This is a genomic window from Cylindrospermopsis curvispora GIHE-G1 (assembly GCF_014489415.1).
Classification (GTDB): domain Bacteria; phylum Cyanobacteriota; class Cyanobacteriia; order Cyanobacteriales; family Nostocaceae; genus Raphidiopsis; species Raphidiopsis curvispora_A.
The window spans coordinates 2,113,469-2,132,647 of record NZ_CP060822.1 but is presented as its reverse complement, the minus strand read 5'-3'; the positions used below and the strand labels follow the sequence as shown (position 1 = coordinate 2,132,647).

General features: G+C 39.2%; 14 protein-coding genes. 9 read left to right on the top strand and 5 right to left on the bottom strand.

Translation table 11 applies throughout. The annotated features are described in order from the left end of the window. Positions 1 to 242: 242 nt before the first annotated feature. The 5 genes from IAR63_RS09540 to IAR63_RS09520 all read left to right on the top strand — a co-directional run bounded on the left by IAR63_RS09540 (position 243) and on the right by IAR63_RS09520 (position 8,341). Complete coding sequence (locus tag IAR63_RS09540) at positions 243 to 1,799, top strand: AAA family ATPase (RefSeq protein ID WP_187707430.1); 1,557 nt, start codon at positions 243 to 245, stop codon at positions 1,797 to 1,799. Positions 1,800 to 1,882: 83 nt separating this feature from the next. Further along, a complete protein-coding gene (locus IAR63_RS09535; protein WP_223007650.1) occupies positions 1,883 to 3,442 on the top strand; it encodes an AAA-like domain-containing protein in 1,560 nt (519 codons plus the stop codon). Between the two features lie 77 nt (positions 3,443 to 3,519). Continuing rightward, entirely contained in the window at positions 3,520 to 5,073 is a 1,554-nt protein-coding gene (locus tag IAR63_RS09530; protein ID WP_187705101.1) for an ATP-binding protein, read from the top strand. 77 nt (positions 5,074 to 5,150) lie between these two features. After that, positions 5,151 to 6,704, top strand: coding sequence for an ATP-binding protein (locus IAR63_RS09525; protein ID WP_187705100.1), 1,554 nt, complete (start codon positions 5,151 to 5,153; stop codon positions 6,702 to 6,704). Positions 6,705 to 6,781: 77 nt separating this feature from the next. After that, positions 6,782 to 8,341: an AAA-like domain-containing protein gene (locus IAR63_RS09520; protein ID WP_223007644.1), complete on the top strand. Its 1,560-nt coding sequence runs from the start codon at positions 6,782 to 6,784 to the stop codon at positions 8,339 to 8,341. 323 nt (positions 8,342 to 8,664) lie between these two features. Here IAR63_RS09520 and dnaK read toward each other — a convergent pair whose 3' ends face one another. Further along, a complete protein-coding gene (gene dnaK, locus IAR63_RS09510; protein WP_187705099.1) occupies positions 8,665 to 10,563 on the bottom strand; it encodes a molecular chaperone DnaK in 1,899 nt (632 codons plus the stop codon). Positions 10,564 to 10,965: 402 nt separating this feature from the next. Here dnaK and IAR63_RS09505 point away from each other — a divergent pair, with 402 nt between their 5' ends. Both IAR63_RS09505 and glmU read left to right on the top strand, forming a co-directional pair. Beyond that, positions 10,966 to 11,121, top strand: a complete 156-nt coding sequence (locus tag IAR63_RS09505) for a hypothetical protein (RefSeq protein WP_187705098.1) — start codon at positions 10,966 to 10,968, stop codon at positions 11,119 to 11,121. 82 nt (positions 11,122 to 11,203) lie between these two features. Next, positions 11,204 to 12,577 carry a bifunctional UDP-N-acetylglucosamine diphosphorylase/glucosamine-1-phosphate N-acetyltransferase GlmU gene (gene glmU / locus IAR63_RS09500; protein ID WP_187705097.1) on the top strand — a complete coding sequence of 458 codons (1,374 nt, stop codon included), beginning with the start codon at positions 11,204 to 11,206 and terminating at the stop codon, positions 12,575 to 12,577. Positions 12,578 to 12,622: 45 nt separating this feature from the next. Here glmU and apcB read toward each other — a convergent pair whose 3' ends face one another. Beyond that, positions 12,623 to 13,132, bottom strand: a complete 510-nt coding sequence (apcB, locus tag IAR63_RS09495; RefSeq protein ID WP_187705096.1) for an allophycocyanin subunit beta — start codon at positions 13,130 to 13,132, stop codon at positions 12,623 to 12,625. 359 nt (positions 13,133 to 13,491) lie between these two features. Between apcB and glnA the strand changes: the two genes are divergently transcribed. Continuing rightward, positions 13,492 to 14,925 (top strand): type I glutamate--ammonia ligase, encoded by a 1,434-nt coding sequence (gene glnA, locus IAR63_RS09490; protein WP_187705095.1) that lies wholly within the window; start codon positions 13,492 to 13,494, stop codon positions 14,923 to 14,925. A gap of 234 nt (positions 14,926 to 15,159) precedes the next feature. Here the strand turns inward: glnA and gifA are convergent, their stop codons facing one another. After that, a complete protein-coding gene (gene gifA / locus IAR63_RS09485) occupies positions 15,160 to 15,360 on the bottom strand; it encodes a glutamine synthetase inactivation factor IF7A (protein WP_006277303.1) in 201 nt (66 codons plus the stop codon). A 192-nt stretch (positions 15,361 to 15,552) separates the two neighbouring features. On the opposite strand from gifA, the gene IAR63_RS09480 reads away from it, so the two are divergent. Further along, positions 15,553 to 16,596, top strand: coding sequence for a class I SAM-dependent methyltransferase (locus IAR63_RS09480; protein ID WP_187705094.1), 1,044 nt, complete (start codon positions 15,553 to 15,555; stop codon positions 16,594 to 16,596). Positions 16,597 to 17,042: 446 nt separating this feature from the next. Here IAR63_RS09480 and patX read toward each other — a convergent pair whose 3' ends face one another. Together patX and IAR63_RS09475 are read right to left on the bottom strand one after the other, a co-directional pair. Then, positions 17,043 to 17,243, bottom strand: coding sequence for a heterocyst-inhibiting protein PatX (gene patX / locus IAR63_RS18780; RefSeq protein ID WP_407927159.1), 201 nt, complete (start codon positions 17,241 to 17,243; stop codon positions 17,043 to 17,045). A 117-nt stretch (positions 17,244 to 17,360) separates the two neighbouring features. Next, on the bottom strand, positions 17,361 to 19,151 hold the full coding sequence (locus IAR63_RS09475) for an FAD-dependent oxidoreductase (protein WP_187705093.1): 1,791 nt from the start codon (positions 19,149 to 19,151) through the stop codon (positions 17,361 to 17,363). Between the last annotated feature and the right edge of the window lie 28 nt (positions 19,152 to 19,179).

Below are 19,179 nucleotides of genomic sequence, written 5' to 3'. Positions count from 1 at the left end.
CCCTAAAGGAAGATGATTTTGACTAGAAGTCAATTTAAATTGGTGCTGGTGTGTCGAATAACTGCTTTCTATGGAGGTTTAGCACCGCTAAACCTTTTTCATATTATTATGTATAGCTTCTATACCTTACTTGAGTCCCATTCTACTGAGACTTTTATCTACCTTATTTACTGCCAAAAACTTTTCAAACACCCTCTAAAAAGGGTCTAAAATAAAAGTGTCCACTAAATAATAAAATCATGATGACTCGCTGGTTTAATATTGCAGGTCCTTGCAAAGAAAATATCCACTATATGTTGTCTCCCACAAGTCGTTTACCCGACTTATCAATGTTAATAGAACAAGAAAGTTATTTTGTACTTCATGCACCAAGACAAACGGGTAAAACCACCGCCATGTTATCCCTAGCGAAGCAACTTACCGCTACAGGAAATTATGCTGCAGTAATGGTATCAGTGGAAGTAGGAAGTGCATTCAATCATGACCCCAGTGCTGCGGAATTAGCCATTTTAAGAGCTTGGTATAATACAATAAATATCCGCTTACCTAAAGAATTACAACCTCCTATTAAACAATGGCAACAAGAAGAACCAGGAAATAGAATTAATGATTTTTTAACAGGTTGGGCAAAAGCTATAAATCGTCCCCTAGTATTATTTATAGATGAAATTGATTCTTTACAAGACCAAACATTAATTTCTGTTTTACGACAGTTACGAGATGGTTTTCCTAATCGTCCAGACAATTTTCCCTCATCGGTAGGATTAATTGGTTTACGGGATGTGCGGGATTATAAAGTAGCATCTGGTGGTAGTGATAGATTAAATACATCTAGTCCTTTTAATATTAAAGTTGCTTCTCTGACTATGCGAAACTTTAATCTGAAAGAAGTGGGAGAATTATATCAACAACATACGGAAGCAACTGGACAAATTTTCACACCAGAAGCAATAGCAACAGCTTATGATTTAACCCAAGGACAACCTTGGTTAGTGAATGCTTTGGCTAAGGAAGTAGTAGAAAAAATGGTCAAGGATAGAAATGTAGCTATTACCAAAGAACATATTTTACAAGCTAAAGAAATATTAATTATACGTCAAGATACCCATTTAGATAGTCTAGCAGAAAGGTTAAGAGAACCAAGAATTAAAGCAATTATTGAACCGATATTAGCAGGTTTAGAATTAGGAGATATACCCAACGATGACATTCAATTTGTGATTGATTTGGGATTATGTAAAATGCACCCCTATGGGGGATTAACTATTGCCAATGCCATATATCGGGAAGTATTACCGAGAGTATTGACAGTGACACCAATGGCATCCTTACCCATGATAGCACCCACCTGGTTAACTCCAGAAGGTAAATTAAATATAGATGCTTTGTTAATAGCATTCCTCAAATTTTGGCGACAACATGGAGAACCCTTATTAGGTAGTACTGGCTATCATGAAATTGCTCCCCACATAGTATTAATGGCTTTTTTACATCGAGTGGTTAATGGTGGAGGAATTTTAGAAAGGGAATACGCAATTGGTAGCGACAGAATGGATTTATGCTTGCGTTATCAAGACGTAATTTTGGGGATTGAGTTAAAGGTATGGCGAGATAAAAAAAGAGATCCACAAGCTGAAGGGATTGAACAATTGGAATCCTATTTAGCTCGTTTAGGATTAGATTTTGGTTGGTTATTTGTATTTGATAGGCGAAAAAATGCCCTACCCATAGAAGAAAGGTTATCAACCGAAGTTGTAGTAACGGAAAATCAACGTAGAATCACTGTAATTCGGGTGTGAATCTCACTTATACTCAAACTCTTTAATCGCAAAATAGTCTAAAATAAAAGTGTCCACTAAATAATACACCAAATAATAAAATCATGGTGAATCGCTGGTTTAATATTGCAGGTCCTTGTAAAGACAATATCCACTATATGTTGTCTCCCACAAGTCGTTTACCCGACTTATCAATGTTAATAGAACAAGAAAGTTATTTTGTACTTCATGCACCAAGACAAACGGGTAAAACCACCGCCATGTTATCCCTAGCAAAGCAACTTACCACTGCAGGAAATTATGCAGCAGTAATGGTATCAGTGGAAGTAGGAAGTGCATTTAATCATGACCCAATCGCCGCAGAATTAGCCATTTTAGGAGCTTGGCACAATACAATAAATATCCGCTTACCTAAAGAATTACAACCTCCTATTAAACAATGGCAACAGGAAGAACCAGGAAACAGAATTAAGGCTTTTTTAGCAGCTTGGGCAAAATCTTTAACCCAACCTTTAGTATTATTTATAGATGAAATTGATTCTTTACAAGACCAAACATTAATTTCTGTTTTACGACAGTTACGAGATGGTTTTCCTGACCGTCCAGAAAATTTTCCTTCATCGGTAGGATTAATTGGTTTACGGGATGTGCGGGATTATAAAGTAGCATCCGGTGGTAGTGATAGATTAAATACCTCCAGTCCCTTCAATATTAAAGTTAGTTCTATTACCATGCGAAACTTTAATCCGGAAGAAGTGGGAGAATTATATCAACAACATACGGAAGCAACTGGACAAATTTTCACACCAGAAGCAATAGCAACCGCATTTGATCTAACCCAAGGACAACCTTGGTTAGTGAATGCTTTGGCTAAGGAAGTAGTAGAAAAAATGGTGAAGGATAGAAGTATAGCTATTACCAAAGAACATATTTTACAAGCTAAAGAAATATTAATTATACGTCAAGATACCCATTTAGATAGTTTAGCAGAAAAACTCAGAGAAACCCGAGTTAAAAACATTATTGAACCGATTTTAGCAGGGAAGACATTACCAGACACTCCAGCAGATGATCGCCAATATCTAATTGATTTAGGACTATTACGACGTGATCTAATGGGAGGATTAGTTATTTCCAACCCGATTTATCGTGAAGTTATTCCCCGGGTTATAGTACAGGGAACCCAGGATAGTTTACCTCTGATTAGTCCCAGTTGGTTAACCCCAGAAGGTAAATTAAATATAGATGCTTTGCTAGAAGCATTTCTTAAATTTTGGCGACAACATGGGGAACCATTATTAAGTAGTGCTGCTTACCATGAAATTGCCCCCCATATAGTATTAATGGCTTTTTTACATCGGGTGGTTAATGGTGGAGGAGTTTTAGAAAGAGAATACGCAATTGGTAGGGACAGAATGGATTTATGCTTGCGTTATCAAGACGTAATTTTAGGGATTGAGTTAAAGGTATGGCGGGATAAAAAAAGAGATCCACAAGCTGAAGGGATTGAACAATTGGAATCTTATTTAGCTCGTTTGGGATTAGATTTTGGTTGGTTATTTGTGTTTGATAGGCGAAAAAATGCCCTACCCATGGAAGAAAGGTTATCAACTGAAGTTGTAATAACGGAAAATCACCGGAAAATCACCGTAATTCGGGCATGAGTATTTAGATAGTCAAAAAACTCCAAAATAGTCTAAAATAAAAGTGTCCATTAAATAATACACTAAATAATAAAATCATGGTAAATCGCTGGTTTAATATTGCAGGTCCTTGTAAAGAAAATATCCACTATATGTTGTCTCCCACCAGTCGTTTACCCGACTTATCAATGTTAATAGAACAAGAAAGTTATTTTGTACTTCATGCACCAAGACAAACGGGGAAAACCACCGCCATGTTATCCCTAGCAAAGCAACTTACCGCTACAGGAAATTATGCAGCAGTAATGGTATCAGTGGAAGTAGGAAGTGCATTTAATCATGACCCCAGTGCTGCAGAATTAGCCATTTTAGGAATTTGGCGAAATACAATTGAGGATAGCTTACCTGCAGAACTACAACCTCAAACTTGGGTTTATAATGTTCCTGGACAGAGAATTGCTGAAAATCTAAGAGCATGGTCAAGAGCTATAAATCGTCCCCTAGTATTATTTATAGATGAAATAGATTCTTTGCAAGACCAAACATTAATTTCTGTTTTACGACAGTTACGAGATGGTTTTCCTAAACGTCCTGAAAATTTTCCTTCATCGGTAGGATTAATTGGTTTACGGGATGTGCGGGATTATAAAGTAGCATCCGGTGGTAGTGATAGATTAAATACCTCCAGTCCCTTCAATATTAAAGTTAGTTCTCTGACTATGCGAAACTTTAATCCGGAAGAGGTGGGAGAATTATATCAACAACATACGGAAGCAACTGGACAAATTTTCACACCAGAAGCAATAGCAACAGCTTATGATTTAACCCAAGGACAACCTTGGTTAGTGAATGCTTTGGCTAAAGAAGTAGTAGAAAAAATGGTCAAGGATAGAAGTATAGCTATTACCAAAGAACATATTCTACAAGCTAAAGAAATATTAATTATACGTCAAGATACCCATTTAGATAGTTTAGCAGAAAGGTTAAGAGAACCAAGAATTAAAGCAATTATTGAACCGATGTTAGCAGGTTTAGAATTAGGAGATATACCCAACGATGACATTCAATTTGTGATTGATTTGGGATTATGTAAAATGCACCCCTATGGAGGATTAACTATTGCCAATGCCATATATCGGGAAGTATTACCGAGAGTATTAACAGTGACACCAATGGCTTCGTTACCCATGATTGCACCCACTTGGTTAACCCCAGAAGGTAAATTAAATATAGATGCTTTGTTAACAGCATTTCTTAAATTTTGGCGACAACATGGAGAACCCTTATTAGGTAGTACTGGCTATCATGAAATTGCTCCCCACATAGTATTAATGGCTTTTTTACATCGAGTGGTTAATGGTGGAGGAATTTTAGAAAGGGAATACGCAATTGGTAGCGACAGAATGGATTTATGCTTGCGTTATCAAGACGTAATTTTAGGGATTGAGTTAAAGGTATGGCGAGATAAAAAAAGAGATCCACAAGCTGAAGGGATTGAACAATTGGAATCCTATTTAGCTCGGTTGGGATTAGATTTTGGTTGGTTATTTGTATTTGATAGGCGAAAAAATGCCCTACCCATAGAAGAAAGGTTATCAACTGAAGTTGTAATAACGGAAAATCAACGTACAATCACCGTAATTCGGGCGTGAGTATTTAGATAGTCAAACAACTCCAAAATAGTCTAAAATAAAAGTGTCCATTAAATAATACACTAAATAATAAAATCATGGTAAATCGCTGGTTTAATATTGCAGGTCCTTGTAAAGACAATATCCACTATATGTTGTCTCCCACCAGTCGTTTACCCGACTTATCAATGTTAATAGAACAAGAAAGTTATTTTGTACTTCATGCACCAAGACAAACGGGGAAAACCACCGCCATGTTATCCCTAGCAAAGCAACTTACCGCTACAGGAAATTATGCAGCAGTAATGGTATCAGTGGAAGTAGGAAGTGCATTTAATCATGACCCCAGTGCTGCAGAATTAGCCATTTTAGGAATTTGGCGAAATACAATTGAGGATAGCTTACCTGCAGAACTACAACCTCAAACTTGGGTTTATAATGTTCCTGGACAGAGAATTGCTGAAAATCTAAGAGCATGGTCAAGAGCTATAAATCGTCCCCTAGTATTATTTATAGATGAAATAGATTCTTTGCAAGACCAAACATTAATTTCTGTTTTACGACAGTTACGAGATGGTTTTCCTAAACGTCCTGAAAATTTTCCTTCATCGGTAGGATTAATTGGTTTACGGGATGTGCGGGATTATAAAGTAGCATCCGGTGGTAGTGATAGATTAAATACCTCCAGTCCCTTCAATATTAAAGTTAGTTCTATTACCATGCGAAACTTTAATCCGGAAGAAGTGGGAGAATTATATCAACAACATACGGAAGCAACTGGACAAATTTTCACACTAGAAGCAATAGCAACAGCTTATGATTTAACCCAAGGACAACCTTGGTTAGTGAATGCTTTGGCTAAAGAAGTAGTAGAAAAAATGGTAAAGAATAGAAGTATAGCTATTACCAAAGAACATATTCTACAAGCTAAAGAAATATTAATTATACGTCAAGATACCCATTTAGATAGTTTAGCAGAAAAACTCAGAGAAACCCGAGTTAAAAACATTATTGAACCGATTTTAGCAGGGAAAACATTACCAGATACTCCAGCAGATGATCGCCAATATCTAATTGATTTAGGACTATTACGACGTGATATGATGGGAGGATTAGTTATTTCCAACCCAATTTATCGTGAAGTTATTCCCCGGGTTATAGTACAGGGAACCCAGGATAGTTTACCTCTGATTAGTCCCAGTTGGTTAACCCCAGAAGGTAAATTAAATATAGATGCTTTGCTAGAAGCATTTCTTAAATTTTGGCGACAACATGGAGAACCATTATTAAGTAGTGCTGCTTACCATGAAATTGCCCCCCATATAGTATTAATGGCTTTTTTACATCGGGTGGTTAATGGTGGAGGAATTTTAGAAAGGGAATACGCAATTGGTAGCGACAGAATGGATTTATGTTTGCGTTATCAAGACGTAATTTTAGGGATTGAGTTAAAGGTATGGCGAGATAAAAAAAGAGATCCACAAGCTGAAGGGATTGAACAATTGGAATCCTATTTAGCTCGGTTGGGATTAGATTTTGGTTGGTTATTTGTATTTGATAGGCGAAAAAATGCCCTACCCATGGAAGAAAGGTTATCAACTGAAGTTGTAATAACGGAAAATCACCGGAAAATCACCGTAATTCGGGCGTGAGTATTTAGATAGTCAAACAACTCCAAAATAGTCTAAAATAAAAGTGTCCATTAAATAATACACTAAATAATAAAATCATGGTGAATCGCTGGTTTAATATTGCAGGTCCTTGCAAAGAAAATATCCACTATATGTTGTCTCCCACAAGTCGTTTACCCGACTTATCAATGTTAATAGAACAAGAAAGTTATTTTGTACTTCATGCACCAAGACAAACGGGGAAAACCACTGCCATGTTATCCCTAGCAAAGCAACTTACCGCTACAGGAAATTATGCTGCAGTAATGGTATCAGTGGAAGTAGGAAGTGCATTTAATCATGACCCCAGCGCTGCGGAACTAGCTATTTTGGGAGCTTGGTATGATACAATTGAGGATAGCTTAACTCAAGAACTAAAACCACCGACTAAACAATGGCAACAAGAAGAAGCAGGAAACAGAATTAAGGCTTTTTTAAGAGGTTGGTCAAAAGCTATAAATCGTCCCCTAGTATTATTTATAGATGAAATTGATTCTTTACAAGACCAAACATTAATTTCTATTTTACGACAGTTACGAGATGGTTTTCCTAAACGTCCTGACAATTTTCCCTCATCGGTAGGATTAATTGGTTTACGGGATGTGCGGGACTATAAAGTAGCATCCGGTGGTAGTGATAGATTAAATACCTCCAGTCCTTTTAATATTAAAGTTAGTTCTATTACTATGCGAAACTTTAATCCAGAAGAGGTGGGAGAATTATATCAACAACATACGGAAGCAACTGGACAAATTTTCACACCAGCAGCAATAGCAACCGCATTTGATCTAACCCAGGGACAACCTTGGTTAGTGAATGCTTTGGCTAAAGAAGTAGTAGAAAAAATGGTGAAAGATAGAAGTATAGCTATTACCAAAGAACATATTTTACAAGCTAAAGAAATATTAATTATACGTCAAGATACCCATTTAGATAGTTTAGCAGAAAAACTCAGAGAAACCCGAGTTAAAAACATTATTGAACCGATTTTAGCAGGGAAGACATTACCAGACACTCCAGCAGATGATCGCCAATATCTAATTGATTTAGGACTATTACGACGTGATCTAATGGGAGGATTAGTTATTTCCAACCCGATTTATCGTGAAGTTATTCCCCGCGTTCTAGTACAGGGAACCCAAGATAGTTTACCTCTGATTAGTCCCAGTTGGTTAACCCCAAAAGGTAAATTAAATATAGATGCTTTGCTAGAAGCATTTCTTAAATTTTGGCGACAACATGGGGAACCATTATTAAGTAGTGCTGCTTACCATGAAATTGCCCCCCATATAGTATTAATGGCTTTTTTACATCGGGTGGTTAATGGTGAAGGAGTTTTAGAAAGAGAATACGCAATTGGTAGGGACAGAATGGATTTATGCTTGCGTTATCAAGACGTAATTTTAGGGATTGAGTTAAAGGTATGGCGGGATAAAAAAAGAGATCCACAAGCTGAAGGGATTGAACAATTGGAATCTTATTTAGCTCGTTTGGGATTAGATTTTGGTTGGTTATTTGTGTTTGATAGGCGAAAAAATGCCCTACCCATGGAAGAAAGGTTATCAACTGAAGTTGTAATAACGGAAAATCACCGGAAAATTACCGTAATTCGGGCGTGAGTATTTAGATAGTCAAACAACTCCAAAATAGTCTAAAATAAAAGTGTCCACTAAATAATACACTAAATAATAAAATCATGGTGAATCGCTGGTTTAATATTGCAGGTCCTTGTAAAGAAAATATCCACTATATGTTGTCTCCCACAAGTCGTTTAAACGTCCTGACAATTTTCCCTCATTGGTAGGATTAATTGGTTTACGGGATGTGCGGGACTATAAAGTAGCATCCGGTGGTAGTGATAGATTAAATACCTCCAGTCCTTACCCCCAGTTTAACCAATCTGAACCTTGAGACGGGGAATTGACCCCCCGTCTTTCAAGTCTTAGCGAGTTTCAGTAAAGTCGGCATCAATGACATCATCACCACCAGAAGATCCAGTATTTCCACTGTTGGGAGCTTCAGCATCAGGAGTAGTACCGCCGGTTTGCTGATAGATGTTGCTACCTACGGCAAATAATGCTTGTTGCAATTCCGGTGTTAACCTCTTAATTTGCTCATCATCTTCCTTAGCTACAGCTTCCCGCAGGTCTTTGACTAAACTGTCAATTTTGGTTTTATCCGCTTGTGGTACTTTATCACCTAGGTCTTGTAGTTGCTTCTCTGCTTGATAAGCTAAAGAGTCAGCTTGGTTTTTGCGTTCAATCTTTTCACGACGTTCCTTATCTGTGGAAGCATTTTGTTCCGCTTCCCTAACCATGCGCTCCACATCAGACTTATCTAAAGTAGAAGCACCAGTGATGCTAATAGACTGTTCCTTACCAGTTCCCTTATCTTTGGCGGTAACGTTGAGGATACCATTAGCGTCAATATCAAAAGTCACTTCAATTTGTGGAACACCACGGGGTGCAGGAGGAATGCCATCCAAACGGAAAGTTCCTAGACTCTTGTTATCATTGGCAAATTCTCGTTCACCTTGGAGAACATGAATTTCCACATTGGTTTGACCATCCACTGCAGTAGAGAACACCTCAGACTTCTTGGTGGGAATAGTGGTGTTGCGAGGAATGATCTTGGTCATTACTCCGCCCAGGGTTTCCACACCTAAAGACAGGGGAGTTACGTCTAGTAATAATATACCTGTTACGTCACCAGCAAGTACACCAGCTTGAATTGCAGCACCTACGGCTACCACCTCGTCTGGGTTAACGCTTTGATTAGGCTCTTTCCCTAAAACTCGCTTCACAACCTCTTGAACAGCAGGAATACGGGTAGAACCACCCACTAGCACCACTTCATCAATATTGCTCTTATTTAATTTAGCATCGCGCAGCGCATTTTCTACCGGTATACGACAGCGGTCTATTAAGTCAGAGCAAAGTTCTTCAAATTTAGCCCGGGTTAGGGTAGTATCTAAATGCTTTGGACCATCCTGGGTAGCGGTAATAAAAGGAAGGTTAATTTCCGCCTGAGTAACGCTGGAAAGTTCAATTTTAGCCTTCTCAGCTGCTTCAGTTAATCTTTGTAGAGCTTGTTTATCTTTGCGCAGGTCAATACCCTCTACTTGCTTGAACTGCTCCGCCAAGAAGTCAACTATTTTCTTGTCAAAGTCATCACCGCCCAAGTGGGTATCACCGGAGGTGGCTAGCACTTCAAACACACCGTCTCCCACTTCTAGCACAGATACATCAAAAGTACCACCACCAAGGTCAAATACTAGAATGGTTTCATTACTCTTCTTATCAAAGCCATAAGCTAAAGAAGCTGCTGTGGGTTCATTGATAATTCGCAGTACCTCAATGCCCGCAATTTTACCAGCATCCTTGGTAGCTTGGCGTTGGGAATCGTTAAAATAAGCGGGGACAGTAATCACTGCTTGAGTAACGGTTTCACCCAGATACTTGCTAGCATCTTCCACCAATTTACGCAGAACCTTAGCAGAAATTTCCTCCGGTGCAAACTGTTTACCAGCACCGGGAGATTGTAATTTAACATTACCGCTACTACTAAGAACCTTATAAGAAACTTCTGTAGCTTCATTGGTAACCTCGTCAAAACGGCGACCGATAAAGCGTTTTACTGAATAAAAAGTATTTTCAGGATTCATCACCGCTTGACGCTTAGCGATCTGACCCACTAGGTTATCACCATTTTTAGCGAATGCCACCACAGATGGAGTGGTTCTAAAACCCTCAGCATTAGCAATTACAGTAGGTTTTCCACCTTCCATCACTGCTACGCAAGAGTTAGTTGTGCCTAAATCAATTCCTACTACTTTTGCCATTTTAGCTGCTGCTTCCGTATAACTACAAATGAATGGGATTATAAAGGACTGTATGTTTAACCTTTCGAACCAACTGATGACAATCAGCAGTTAGTTGAGCATCATTTAACCAGTTTTTAGTTGAAACCGTAAATTACGCTGATATATATACTGAACTTGTGTAGTCAGTCCGTTAAGGGCGGTTTCCCGAACCTAAATGGGGTTTGAAACGGTTTGCTCATGGATTGAACTTGTCATTACCTGTGAATAATGTATGAGAGTTAATACGTTTCCGAATTGGTGTCAACCGTAATTTTTAAGTCGTATTTCCCGTTAAGAGGGGGGAGTGTAATATTCTGACACCGTAATAATTATAATGATTTTTAACAAGATGTGACGTGACAAAAGCTAACTAGTCTTTTTATGTCCATATTCGATATGGATTTGGAAAGAGGCTCTCTCCACTTATCCTTCTCAAGCGATCGCACTAGAATTTTCAAGGAGAATGCGATCGCTCACCCAAAATCATCCCCCTTCCGTTCTTGGCAACTTTACTATATAATTGTCGGAACTTTATGAACTTGATGAATATTATAGCTGTGCCCATCCACGGGGGGACCAGCTATCTATGATTTGTTAAATAAATTTACTGAAATTAGTTATGGTAGCAGTAGCAATTCTCGCAGCTGGTAAAGGTACAAGAATGAAATCACGCCTCCCTAAGGTTTTACATCCTCTTGGTGGCAAGTCTTTGGTGGAAAGAGTAATTGACAGTGTTCAACCTCTAGCACCTACTAGAAAGTTTGTGATTGTTGGATATGAATCCCAGATGGTTAGGGGTGCTTTAAGTAAAAATTCGGGTAAACATTCTGATTTGGAGTTTGTGGAGCAATCTGTACAACTGGGTACTGGTCACGCTATTCAACAACTGCTTCCCTATTTATCTGATTATGATGGTAATCTGCTCATTTTAAATGGTGATGTCCCTTTACTCAAAACAGAAACTTTACAGCAGTTACTACAAACTCATCGGGAAAATGATAATGCTTGTACTATCCTGACTGCTAACCTGGCCCAACCGGATGGTTATGGTAGGGTTTTTTGCGATGATAATCAAATAGTTCACCAAATGGTTGAACATAAAGATTGTACCCATATACAAAGAAAGAATAATCGTGTGAATGCCGGTATTTATTGCTTTAATTGGCAAAAACTAGCAACTATACTACCCCATTTGGATAACAATAATGTGCAAAAGGAATATTATCTCACCGATGCGGTGGTTCAAGTCGGTAAGGTGATGGCTGTAGATGTGACTGATGAACGGGAAATTTGGGGAATTAATGACCGAAGACAATTGGCTGATGCTTATCAGCTTTTGCAACAACACACTAAGGAAAAATGGCTCCTAGCAGGGGTGACCATCACGGACCCAAGTAGTGTTACTATTGATGAAACTGTGGAAATGGAAGCAGATGTGATTATTGAACCTCAAACCCATTTGCGAGGAAAAACTTTCATTGGCTCTGGTAGTCGCATTGGACCTGGAAGTTTCATCGAAAATAGTCAAATAGGAGCAAATGTTACGGCTCTATATTCCGTAATCACAGATAGTTTGGTGGAACAAGGAACAAAAATAGGACCCTTCGCTCACTTACGTGGTCATGTGGAAGCTGGCGAAAATTGTCGTATTGGTAATTTTGTAGAATTGAAAAATACCCAACTAGGCGATCGCTCGAATGTGGCCCATCTTTCTTATTTGGGTGATACAAGTACGGGCACACAGGTGAATATTGGCGCAGGGACAATTACTGCTAATTATGATGGGGTGAAAAAACACAGAACCAGAATAGGCGATCGCACCAAAACTGGATCCAATAGTGTTTTAGTAGCACCAATTACCATAGGTGATGATGTATATATTGCTGCAGGGTCGACGGTTACAGAAGATGTGGAAAATGATGCTTTGGTGATAGCCAGAAGTCGTCAGGTGGTGAAACCGGGGTGGAAAATCAAAAGGGAATCAGCGGAGTAAGACCTAACCTAGCTCCAGCTCTTCCCAGATCCTAATTAAACTTGATTAAATGTTCTGCTCGCTCAACTCACGGGTGATGTAATCAAAAGGTTCATCTACGAAAGCAGCGTTAGCCACACCAGCAGCTATGGCTTGTTCTCTCGCTAGGTCTTTCATAATTTGAATGCCACGCACTGTAGAACCTATGGGTACATCCAAGGAGTTATAAGTTTCTCTAAGACCTTGTAACACCCGTTCATCCAACACGTTCATATTGGCTGCAATCAGGGCATAAGTAGCATAACGGAGATAATAGTCCATATCGCGCAAGCAAGCAGCATAGCGACGAGTTGTGTAAGCATTGCCACCTGGACGAATTAACTCTGGTAATTCCTCAAATAATTTAGACCCAGCTTGTTTGACAATAGCAGCAGCATTAGCATTAATAGCAGTAGCTGCTTGGACTCTGGATGTGCCACTGTCAAAGTAGGACTTGAGACTATCCAGTGCATTTCTATCAAAATACTTACCAGCTAGGTCATAACTGTTGATTAAAGTTGTAACTGCATCGCGCATTCTGTGTTTCTCCCAATAGTTAATAGTTACTATCTATGATTGGATATTAAAGTTGGTTGCACTCATTTGATATTTGTCGTCCCCTTAGGACTGGGGAATATCAAATAATCCATTACATAAGAATTCTATGTTAAAGTTGACCCTGGTCATATAAAGTTTCTTATCTTGTAAAAATGGTGTTAAAAAACTTAACATAACCCAAAAACTTGAACAATCGTAACAAACAATACAACCTTGACAGGACTCCAGTCTTTAGGATATTTCAAATGGTGTATTATGAGCTAAATTAACCCCTATGGGTTAAAATGCTTAAGTAGAGTTTAGTGTAAATTAAAAGACTGGCTACAGAAGGAGCAAAAATGACAACCCCACAAGAAGTGTTAAAGATGATCCGGGATCAAAACATTCAGATGATTGATCTCAAGTTCATAGACACACCAGGAACCTGGCAACATCTAACGGTTTACCACAATCAAATTGACGAAAGTTCTTTTACTAGTGGTGTACCTTTCGATGGTTCCAGTATTAGAGGTTGGAAGGGAATTGAAGAGTCAGATATGACCATGGTGTTGGATGCTAACACAGCTTGGATTGACCCCTTCATGAAGGAACCAACTCTCAGCATTATTTGTAGTATTAAAGAGCCCCGTACGGGTGAATGGTATAACCGCTGTCCCCGGGTGATTGCTCAAAAGGCTATAGATTACTTAGGAACCACGGGAATAGGTGATACGGCATTTTTTGGTCCAGAAGCAGAATTTTTTATCTTTGATGATGTGCGTTATGACCAAACCGCTAATGAAGGTTACTATCACGTAGATTCCGTAGAAGGTCGTTGGAATACTGGTAGAAAGGGTAAAAATGGGGAAGCGGATGGTCCTAACCTAGGTTACAAAACCCGCTTTAAGGAAGGTTATTTCCCCGTGCCCCCGACCGATACCTTCCACGACATGCGCACGGAAATGTTGTTAACTATGGCTAAATGTGGTGTCCCTATTGAAAAACAACACCATGAGGTAGCTACCGGTGGTCAGTGCGAACTTGGCTTCCGCTTTGGCAAGCTAATTGAAGCTGCTGACTGGTTAATGACTTATAAGTATGTAATCAAAAATGTGGCTAGAAAGTACGGTAAGACTGTTACTTTCATGCCTAAACCCATCTTCGGTGATAATGGATCTGGTATGCACTGTCATCAGTCCATTTGGAAAGATGGTAAGCCTTTATTTGCTGGTGATAAATATGCTGGTATGAGTGATATGGGGCTTTACTATATTGGGGGAATTCTCAAACATGCACCTGCTCTACTAGCTATTACAAACCCAACTACTAACTCTTACAAACGTCTTGTTCCTGGTTACGAAGCACCCGTAAACTTAGCTTACTCCCAAGGAAACCGTTCTGCTTCTGTACGTATTCCTTTAAGTGGAGACAATCCTAAAGCTAAACGTTTAGAATTTCGCTGCCCTGATGCTACTTCTAATCCCTACTTAGCTTTTGCTGCTATGCTTTGTGCTGGTATTGATGGAATTAAGAATAAAATTCATCCTGGCGAACCTTTGGATAGGAACATCTATGAACTTTCTCCAGAAGAACTGGCTAAGATTCCTTCTACTCCAGGTTCTCTGGAACTAGCTCTGGAAGCACTGGAAAATGATCATGCTTTCTTAACCGAAACAGGTGTGTTCTCAGAAGATTTCATCCAAAATTGGATTGACTATAAGCTGGTGAATGAGGTCAAGCAGTTGCAGTTACGTCCTCACCCCTACGAATTTTTCCTTTATTACGATTGTTAATGCCAATCTTCTCTTAGGAATCTTTCTCCACAGTCAACTCCACCAGTATAGCTTTCGCTGCTACAAAGCTAACTCCAGACAACAACAGGAGTACAACCGTAAACAGTTGTACTCCTTAATATTTTCAGGCATGCGGAAACGTCCTTTATACCGTGTAGAAACGACACACTAAAAACACACCCTGCGCCCTTCATCAAGACAATTCTTAACGCACGCCCAGGTAATGAGGAATCTTTAGCTCATGGTCGCACCACTACGGCTATAAAGACTTTGAGTGGTAGGATCTACTTTCCCTTGAATTGGACTCCAATAGTGGCAAGTTTCTTCGGGTAGTCCCAACTCTTGGGCAGACCGCATTAACATTGATTGCTGACGGTTTTTAACTTGTTGGTGTTGACGTACCATTAAAGCACGGGACTTTTCTTGGATAGACATATTTTTTTCCTCTTCTTTTTTGATGTGGATGGGTTTTCTGTTCCCACTCCTTCATAATAACAGGGAATTCCGTAACTTAAACTACCAAATCCCAAATTGTTACAAAAATTTACAATCAAGTTATGGGTTTACAATAAGTAAGGAAAAAACGCCAAGCAATCTTGATCCTGGTATCTTTAGTAAAATACTTTTATGTTCAACGACTTGATAAAACTCAGCTATCAAACTTGCCAACAAGGAAAAACCTACTTTAGTCTAGCTCATAAATTCTTGGGTACGCGAGTTAAAAACCATCTTTACCCTAACTTGAACAAGTCTCAACCAATTTCTCAACAGGCGATCGCTAACTTACAGGAAAGACTCCATAGATTATTGGAATGGGATTGGCGGGATGCTGAACAAGGTGTATATACTTATGATCTACTATTTGACAATTCCTGGTTAGACTTTTGTTTATACTATCCTGCGCTCTGTGTAGACATGTTTAAAGTGTGGGAAAGAGCAAACCGTCAGCAATATCAAGATTTTTCCCAACCACAGGAGCAAAAAATCTATCCCAGCTACTATTTGCAAAACTTTCATCATCAGACAGATGGCTATTTAAGCGACCTTTCTGCCAACTTGTATGACCTGCAGGTAGAAATCCTATTTAGTGGGACTGGGGACGCTATGAGACGTCGTATTCTATCACCTCTCAAGCATCAACTGAAAAAATTCTCCAACCATATCCGTATTTTAGACGTAGGTTGTGGCACTGGCAGAACCATAAAATTACTGAGACGGGCAATACCTGAAGCATCTCTATTTGGCGTTGATCTATCGCCCAACTACTTGCGCAAGGCCAATCAACTTCTAGTTGAAAATTATACTGAATTACCCCAGCTCATCCAAGCCAATGCGGAAGAACTACCCTATTTAGACAATTATTTCCATGGGGTAACTAGTGTTTTTCTATTTCATGAATTACCAGCAGCAGTGCGACAAACAGTAATTGAACAATGTTTCCGAGTTATTAAACCAGGGGGAGTTTTCATTATTTGTGATTCCATTCAAATAAGTGATTCTCCTGAGCTAGTTGATATAATTAACAACTTTCCTCGCACATTTCATGAACCTTACTATATCAATTATAGTCTTGATGATTTAGTAGCAAGATTAGAGAAAGCAGGTTTTAAACACGTGGAAACCCAAGTACATTTCTTGAGTAAGTATATAATTGCTTGCAAACCTGTCTGATAAATAGAGTTACGTATGGTTTATACCTTGCCATCCCCTTGTAGGTGACAGTCAAAAACACGCTAGGAGAGACAGGTAAACCCGTCTCTCCTAGCATCCGTTTAGTTTAACCCAGGGAGAAGTCAAACCCGGAAATATGGTCAGAAAATATTTGGTTTGTTGCTGGAGTTCTGTTATCAACTTACGTCAATCTCAACAACCTTGATGCTTTTAGTAGTTCTAGAGGTTATTGGGTAAACGTCAATCCATTAACTTGTTGTATTTCTGTCAATACAAATCAATTGTGAACCTAAGAACAGAAAATGTAGTGCATTAACTGTGAATGTTTCTGTTCTGGAAAGAGTACAAAAAATTAAACACCCATTAATTTTTTGGCTTTTAGCTACAAGTAGAGACCCTTAAGGAAGGGTAGTTGGTTTAGCAAATAGCTTTTAGACTACATGCGTTTAGGCTAAAGAAATAACTCCGAAAAACTCTATTGATTCTTTGCGTCCACTACCACGGTGGGGTGCTGGTTCCTCGGGTTGATTAGGACTGGGTTTAGAACTGTTTGCAAGCAGTAAACCCCTTCCGGAATTAGAGGTTGACAACCGCGAGGGATTGGTGGACACAGTTTTGAGATGAAAAGCTAAGGAACCGAGTATCATACTTGATACTAAAATTGAAATGGCAGCACGCATAGTAGATGTCTATTTTAGAACTCTCTGTTTAACTTATACTTACCTTGAAGGTGTGGATCCGGATGATTTTGAAGAAACCCAATTTCATAGTATCTCAATATGCTCCGCAAGAATCCAGCTACCAGAAGAATTTAAACATCCTCTGATGCAAATCTTGCAATTGTGATTGAGAACTTCTAACTGTTGATTAACAGCTGACTCCAAAGTAACAATTTTCCACGTTGTAAAACACAAGTCCGGGCAATTTGTGATAGTAAACTCGTAATCTTGTTTACCGATGCGACTAAAAATTCCTATCCAACAGTCATGGTTTAACTGATTATGCTCATCAATTGATAAACCTGAAAATGATGGAAATTCAACTAACGGATATCCTTCCCCAGAGGTCAAAATGTTACCACTTGGGGGATAGGTTTCTGGATGATTTAAAATATCAATTTGCCAGTTTAACCAATCCGGATGATTTATAGGTAAATTGAATAGGGGAATAACTGCTGTGGGTGAGTGCTTATCAGTTAACAGAGCCATTTGTAGCGTCTTCACTGGCAAATCTCTCGGCTGACAATTCAGCTCACAACAGAGTGCTGCTGCCATACCAGCAGCTTGTCCTATACCCATAACTACCGGTTGAAGTCTAGTTGCACCATTAGCAATGTGAGATACAGAAATATTCTTCTCACATACGAGTAAACCATCTATGGATTTAGGGATTAACGAGGAATATGGAATAGTGAAAGGGGTACCTGTCCAACGTCCTCCCCAGAGAAGAGACTTAGGTTGTAGGGGGAACTTTATGCCCGGATAGTGATGATCATTGGCATAGTTACCAATAGCAACCGTATCCCTCATAAGAGGTGCTGCTGAACCATTTGGTAGGGGCAAAATATCCTGTTCACAGATGGTAGTAACCCCTTGTAAGCGACGACCTTCACGAAAATAGGGATGAAGGGCAAAAGCTGGAGATACACTAGGAAAAGCTCCTTGGGCCAGACCATAACGCCTACCGAAACTGGTTTGAATGTAACGGGCGAAGTTTTGACTGTGCCAGAAACACTCTTGATAGAACTCATTCCTTGCTTTTGACTCTAACAACCGATTGGTTCGTTGACCGTAGTCATTGCCACAAATCGGCCAATTAATCATAAACCAGTTTTGTGGCAAACGTCCATAGTTTAAAAATTTTTCTTTTCCATAGTTTTCCCAAGCTCCTATAAACAAAGCTGGGTCATAATTGGGTGCGGGAGGAATTTCCGGAGCGAGAACCTCCCCAAAATCTTCCATGATTACCACCCATGTTGGTGCTTGTATGGGGTATTTTTCCGTCAGGGGGCTAAAACTAGAGGGGGCGCTGGGTTCTCCCCATTCAGATTGCAACTCCCAACCCCAACGATAAGGGACCTCTCCCAAAGCTAGAACATCGCCTAATTCCGTACCATCTAGAATTATATGGGCATAAATAGTACAATCTGCAAAATGTACACCTACAATGCGATCTTCCTGGCGTAATACTTCTAGGGGATATCTGTGGGTAATCCATTGTAGATTGGGTAGTTCTTTTACCCAATCAGCAAAAATTCCTGCTCCCACCTGGGGTTGATAACTAAAAAAGCTGACCCAGCTGTTATTGAGTCCTCCTGATTGTCGTTTTTGTAACTCGCGGATAAAATCTCCCCACATTCCTGTTTGAAAAGAATTTAATTCATTACCATCAGGCGCACATACACCAGCACTAGTTAGCATCCCTCCCAACCAAGAAAACTCACTCACCAGAATGGTTTTACATCCCCTGCGAGCTGCTTGAATAGCAGCAGCAGTTCCCCCGGTTCCTCCACCCACAACTAAAACATCAGTTTTATATATTTTGTCTAAACTCATTAAAGTCAAAGGTAATTAAAGCTAAAGT

Bases quoted from the DNA above. Each gene is read 5' to 3' on its own strand.
- IAR63_RS09540 (WP_187707430.1), top strand. From the start codon at position 243: ATGACTCGCTGGTTTAATATTGCAGGTCCTTGCAAAGAAAATATCCAC.
- IAR63_RS09535 (WP_223007650.1), top strand. From the start codon at position 1,883: ATGGTGAATCGCTGGTTTAATATTGCAGGTCCTTGTAAAGACAATATC.
- IAR63_RS09530 (WP_187705101.1), top strand. From the start codon at position 3,520: ATGGTAAATCGCTGGTTTAATATTGCAGGTCCTTGTAAAGAAAATATC.
- IAR63_RS09525 (WP_187705100.1), top strand. From the start codon at position 5,151: ATGGTAAATCGCTGGTTTAATATTGCAGGTCCTTGTAAAGACAATATC.
- IAR63_RS09520 (WP_223007644.1), top strand. From the start codon at position 6,782: ATGGTGAATCGCTGGTTTAATATTGCAGGTCCTTGCAAAGAAAATATC.
- dnaK (WP_187705099.1), bottom strand. From the start codon at position 10,563: ATGGCAAAAGTAGTAGGAATTGATTTAGGCACAACTAACTCTTGCGTA.
- IAR63_RS09505 (WP_187705098.1), top strand. From the start codon at position 10,966: ATGTCCATATTCGATATGGATTTGGAAAGAGGCTCTCTCCACTTATCC.
- glmU (WP_187705097.1), top strand. From the start codon at position 11,204: ATGGTAGCAGTAGCAATTCTCGCAGCTGGTAAAGGTACAAGAATGAAA.
- apcB (WP_187705096.1), bottom strand. From the start codon at position 13,132: ATGCGCGATGCAGTTACAACTTTAATCAACAGTTATGACCTAGCTGGT.
- glnA (WP_187705095.1), top strand. From the start codon at position 13,492: ATGACAACCCCACAAGAAGTGTTAAAGATGATCCGGGATCAAAACATT.
- gifA (WP_006277303.1), bottom strand. From the start codon at position 15,360: ATGTCTATCCAAGAAAAGTCCCGTGCTTTAATGGTACGTCAACACCAA.
- IAR63_RS09480 (WP_187705094.1), top strand. From the start codon at position 15,553: ATGTTCAACGACTTGATAAAACTCAGCTATCAAACTTGCCAACAAGGA.
- patX (WP_407927159.1), bottom strand. From the start codon at position 17,243: ATGATACTCGGTTCCTTAGCTTTTCATCTCAAAACTGTGTCCACCAAT.
- IAR63_RS09475 (WP_187705093.1), bottom strand. From the start codon at position 19,151: ATGAGTTTAGACAAAATATATAAAACTGATGTTTTAGTTGTGGGTGGA.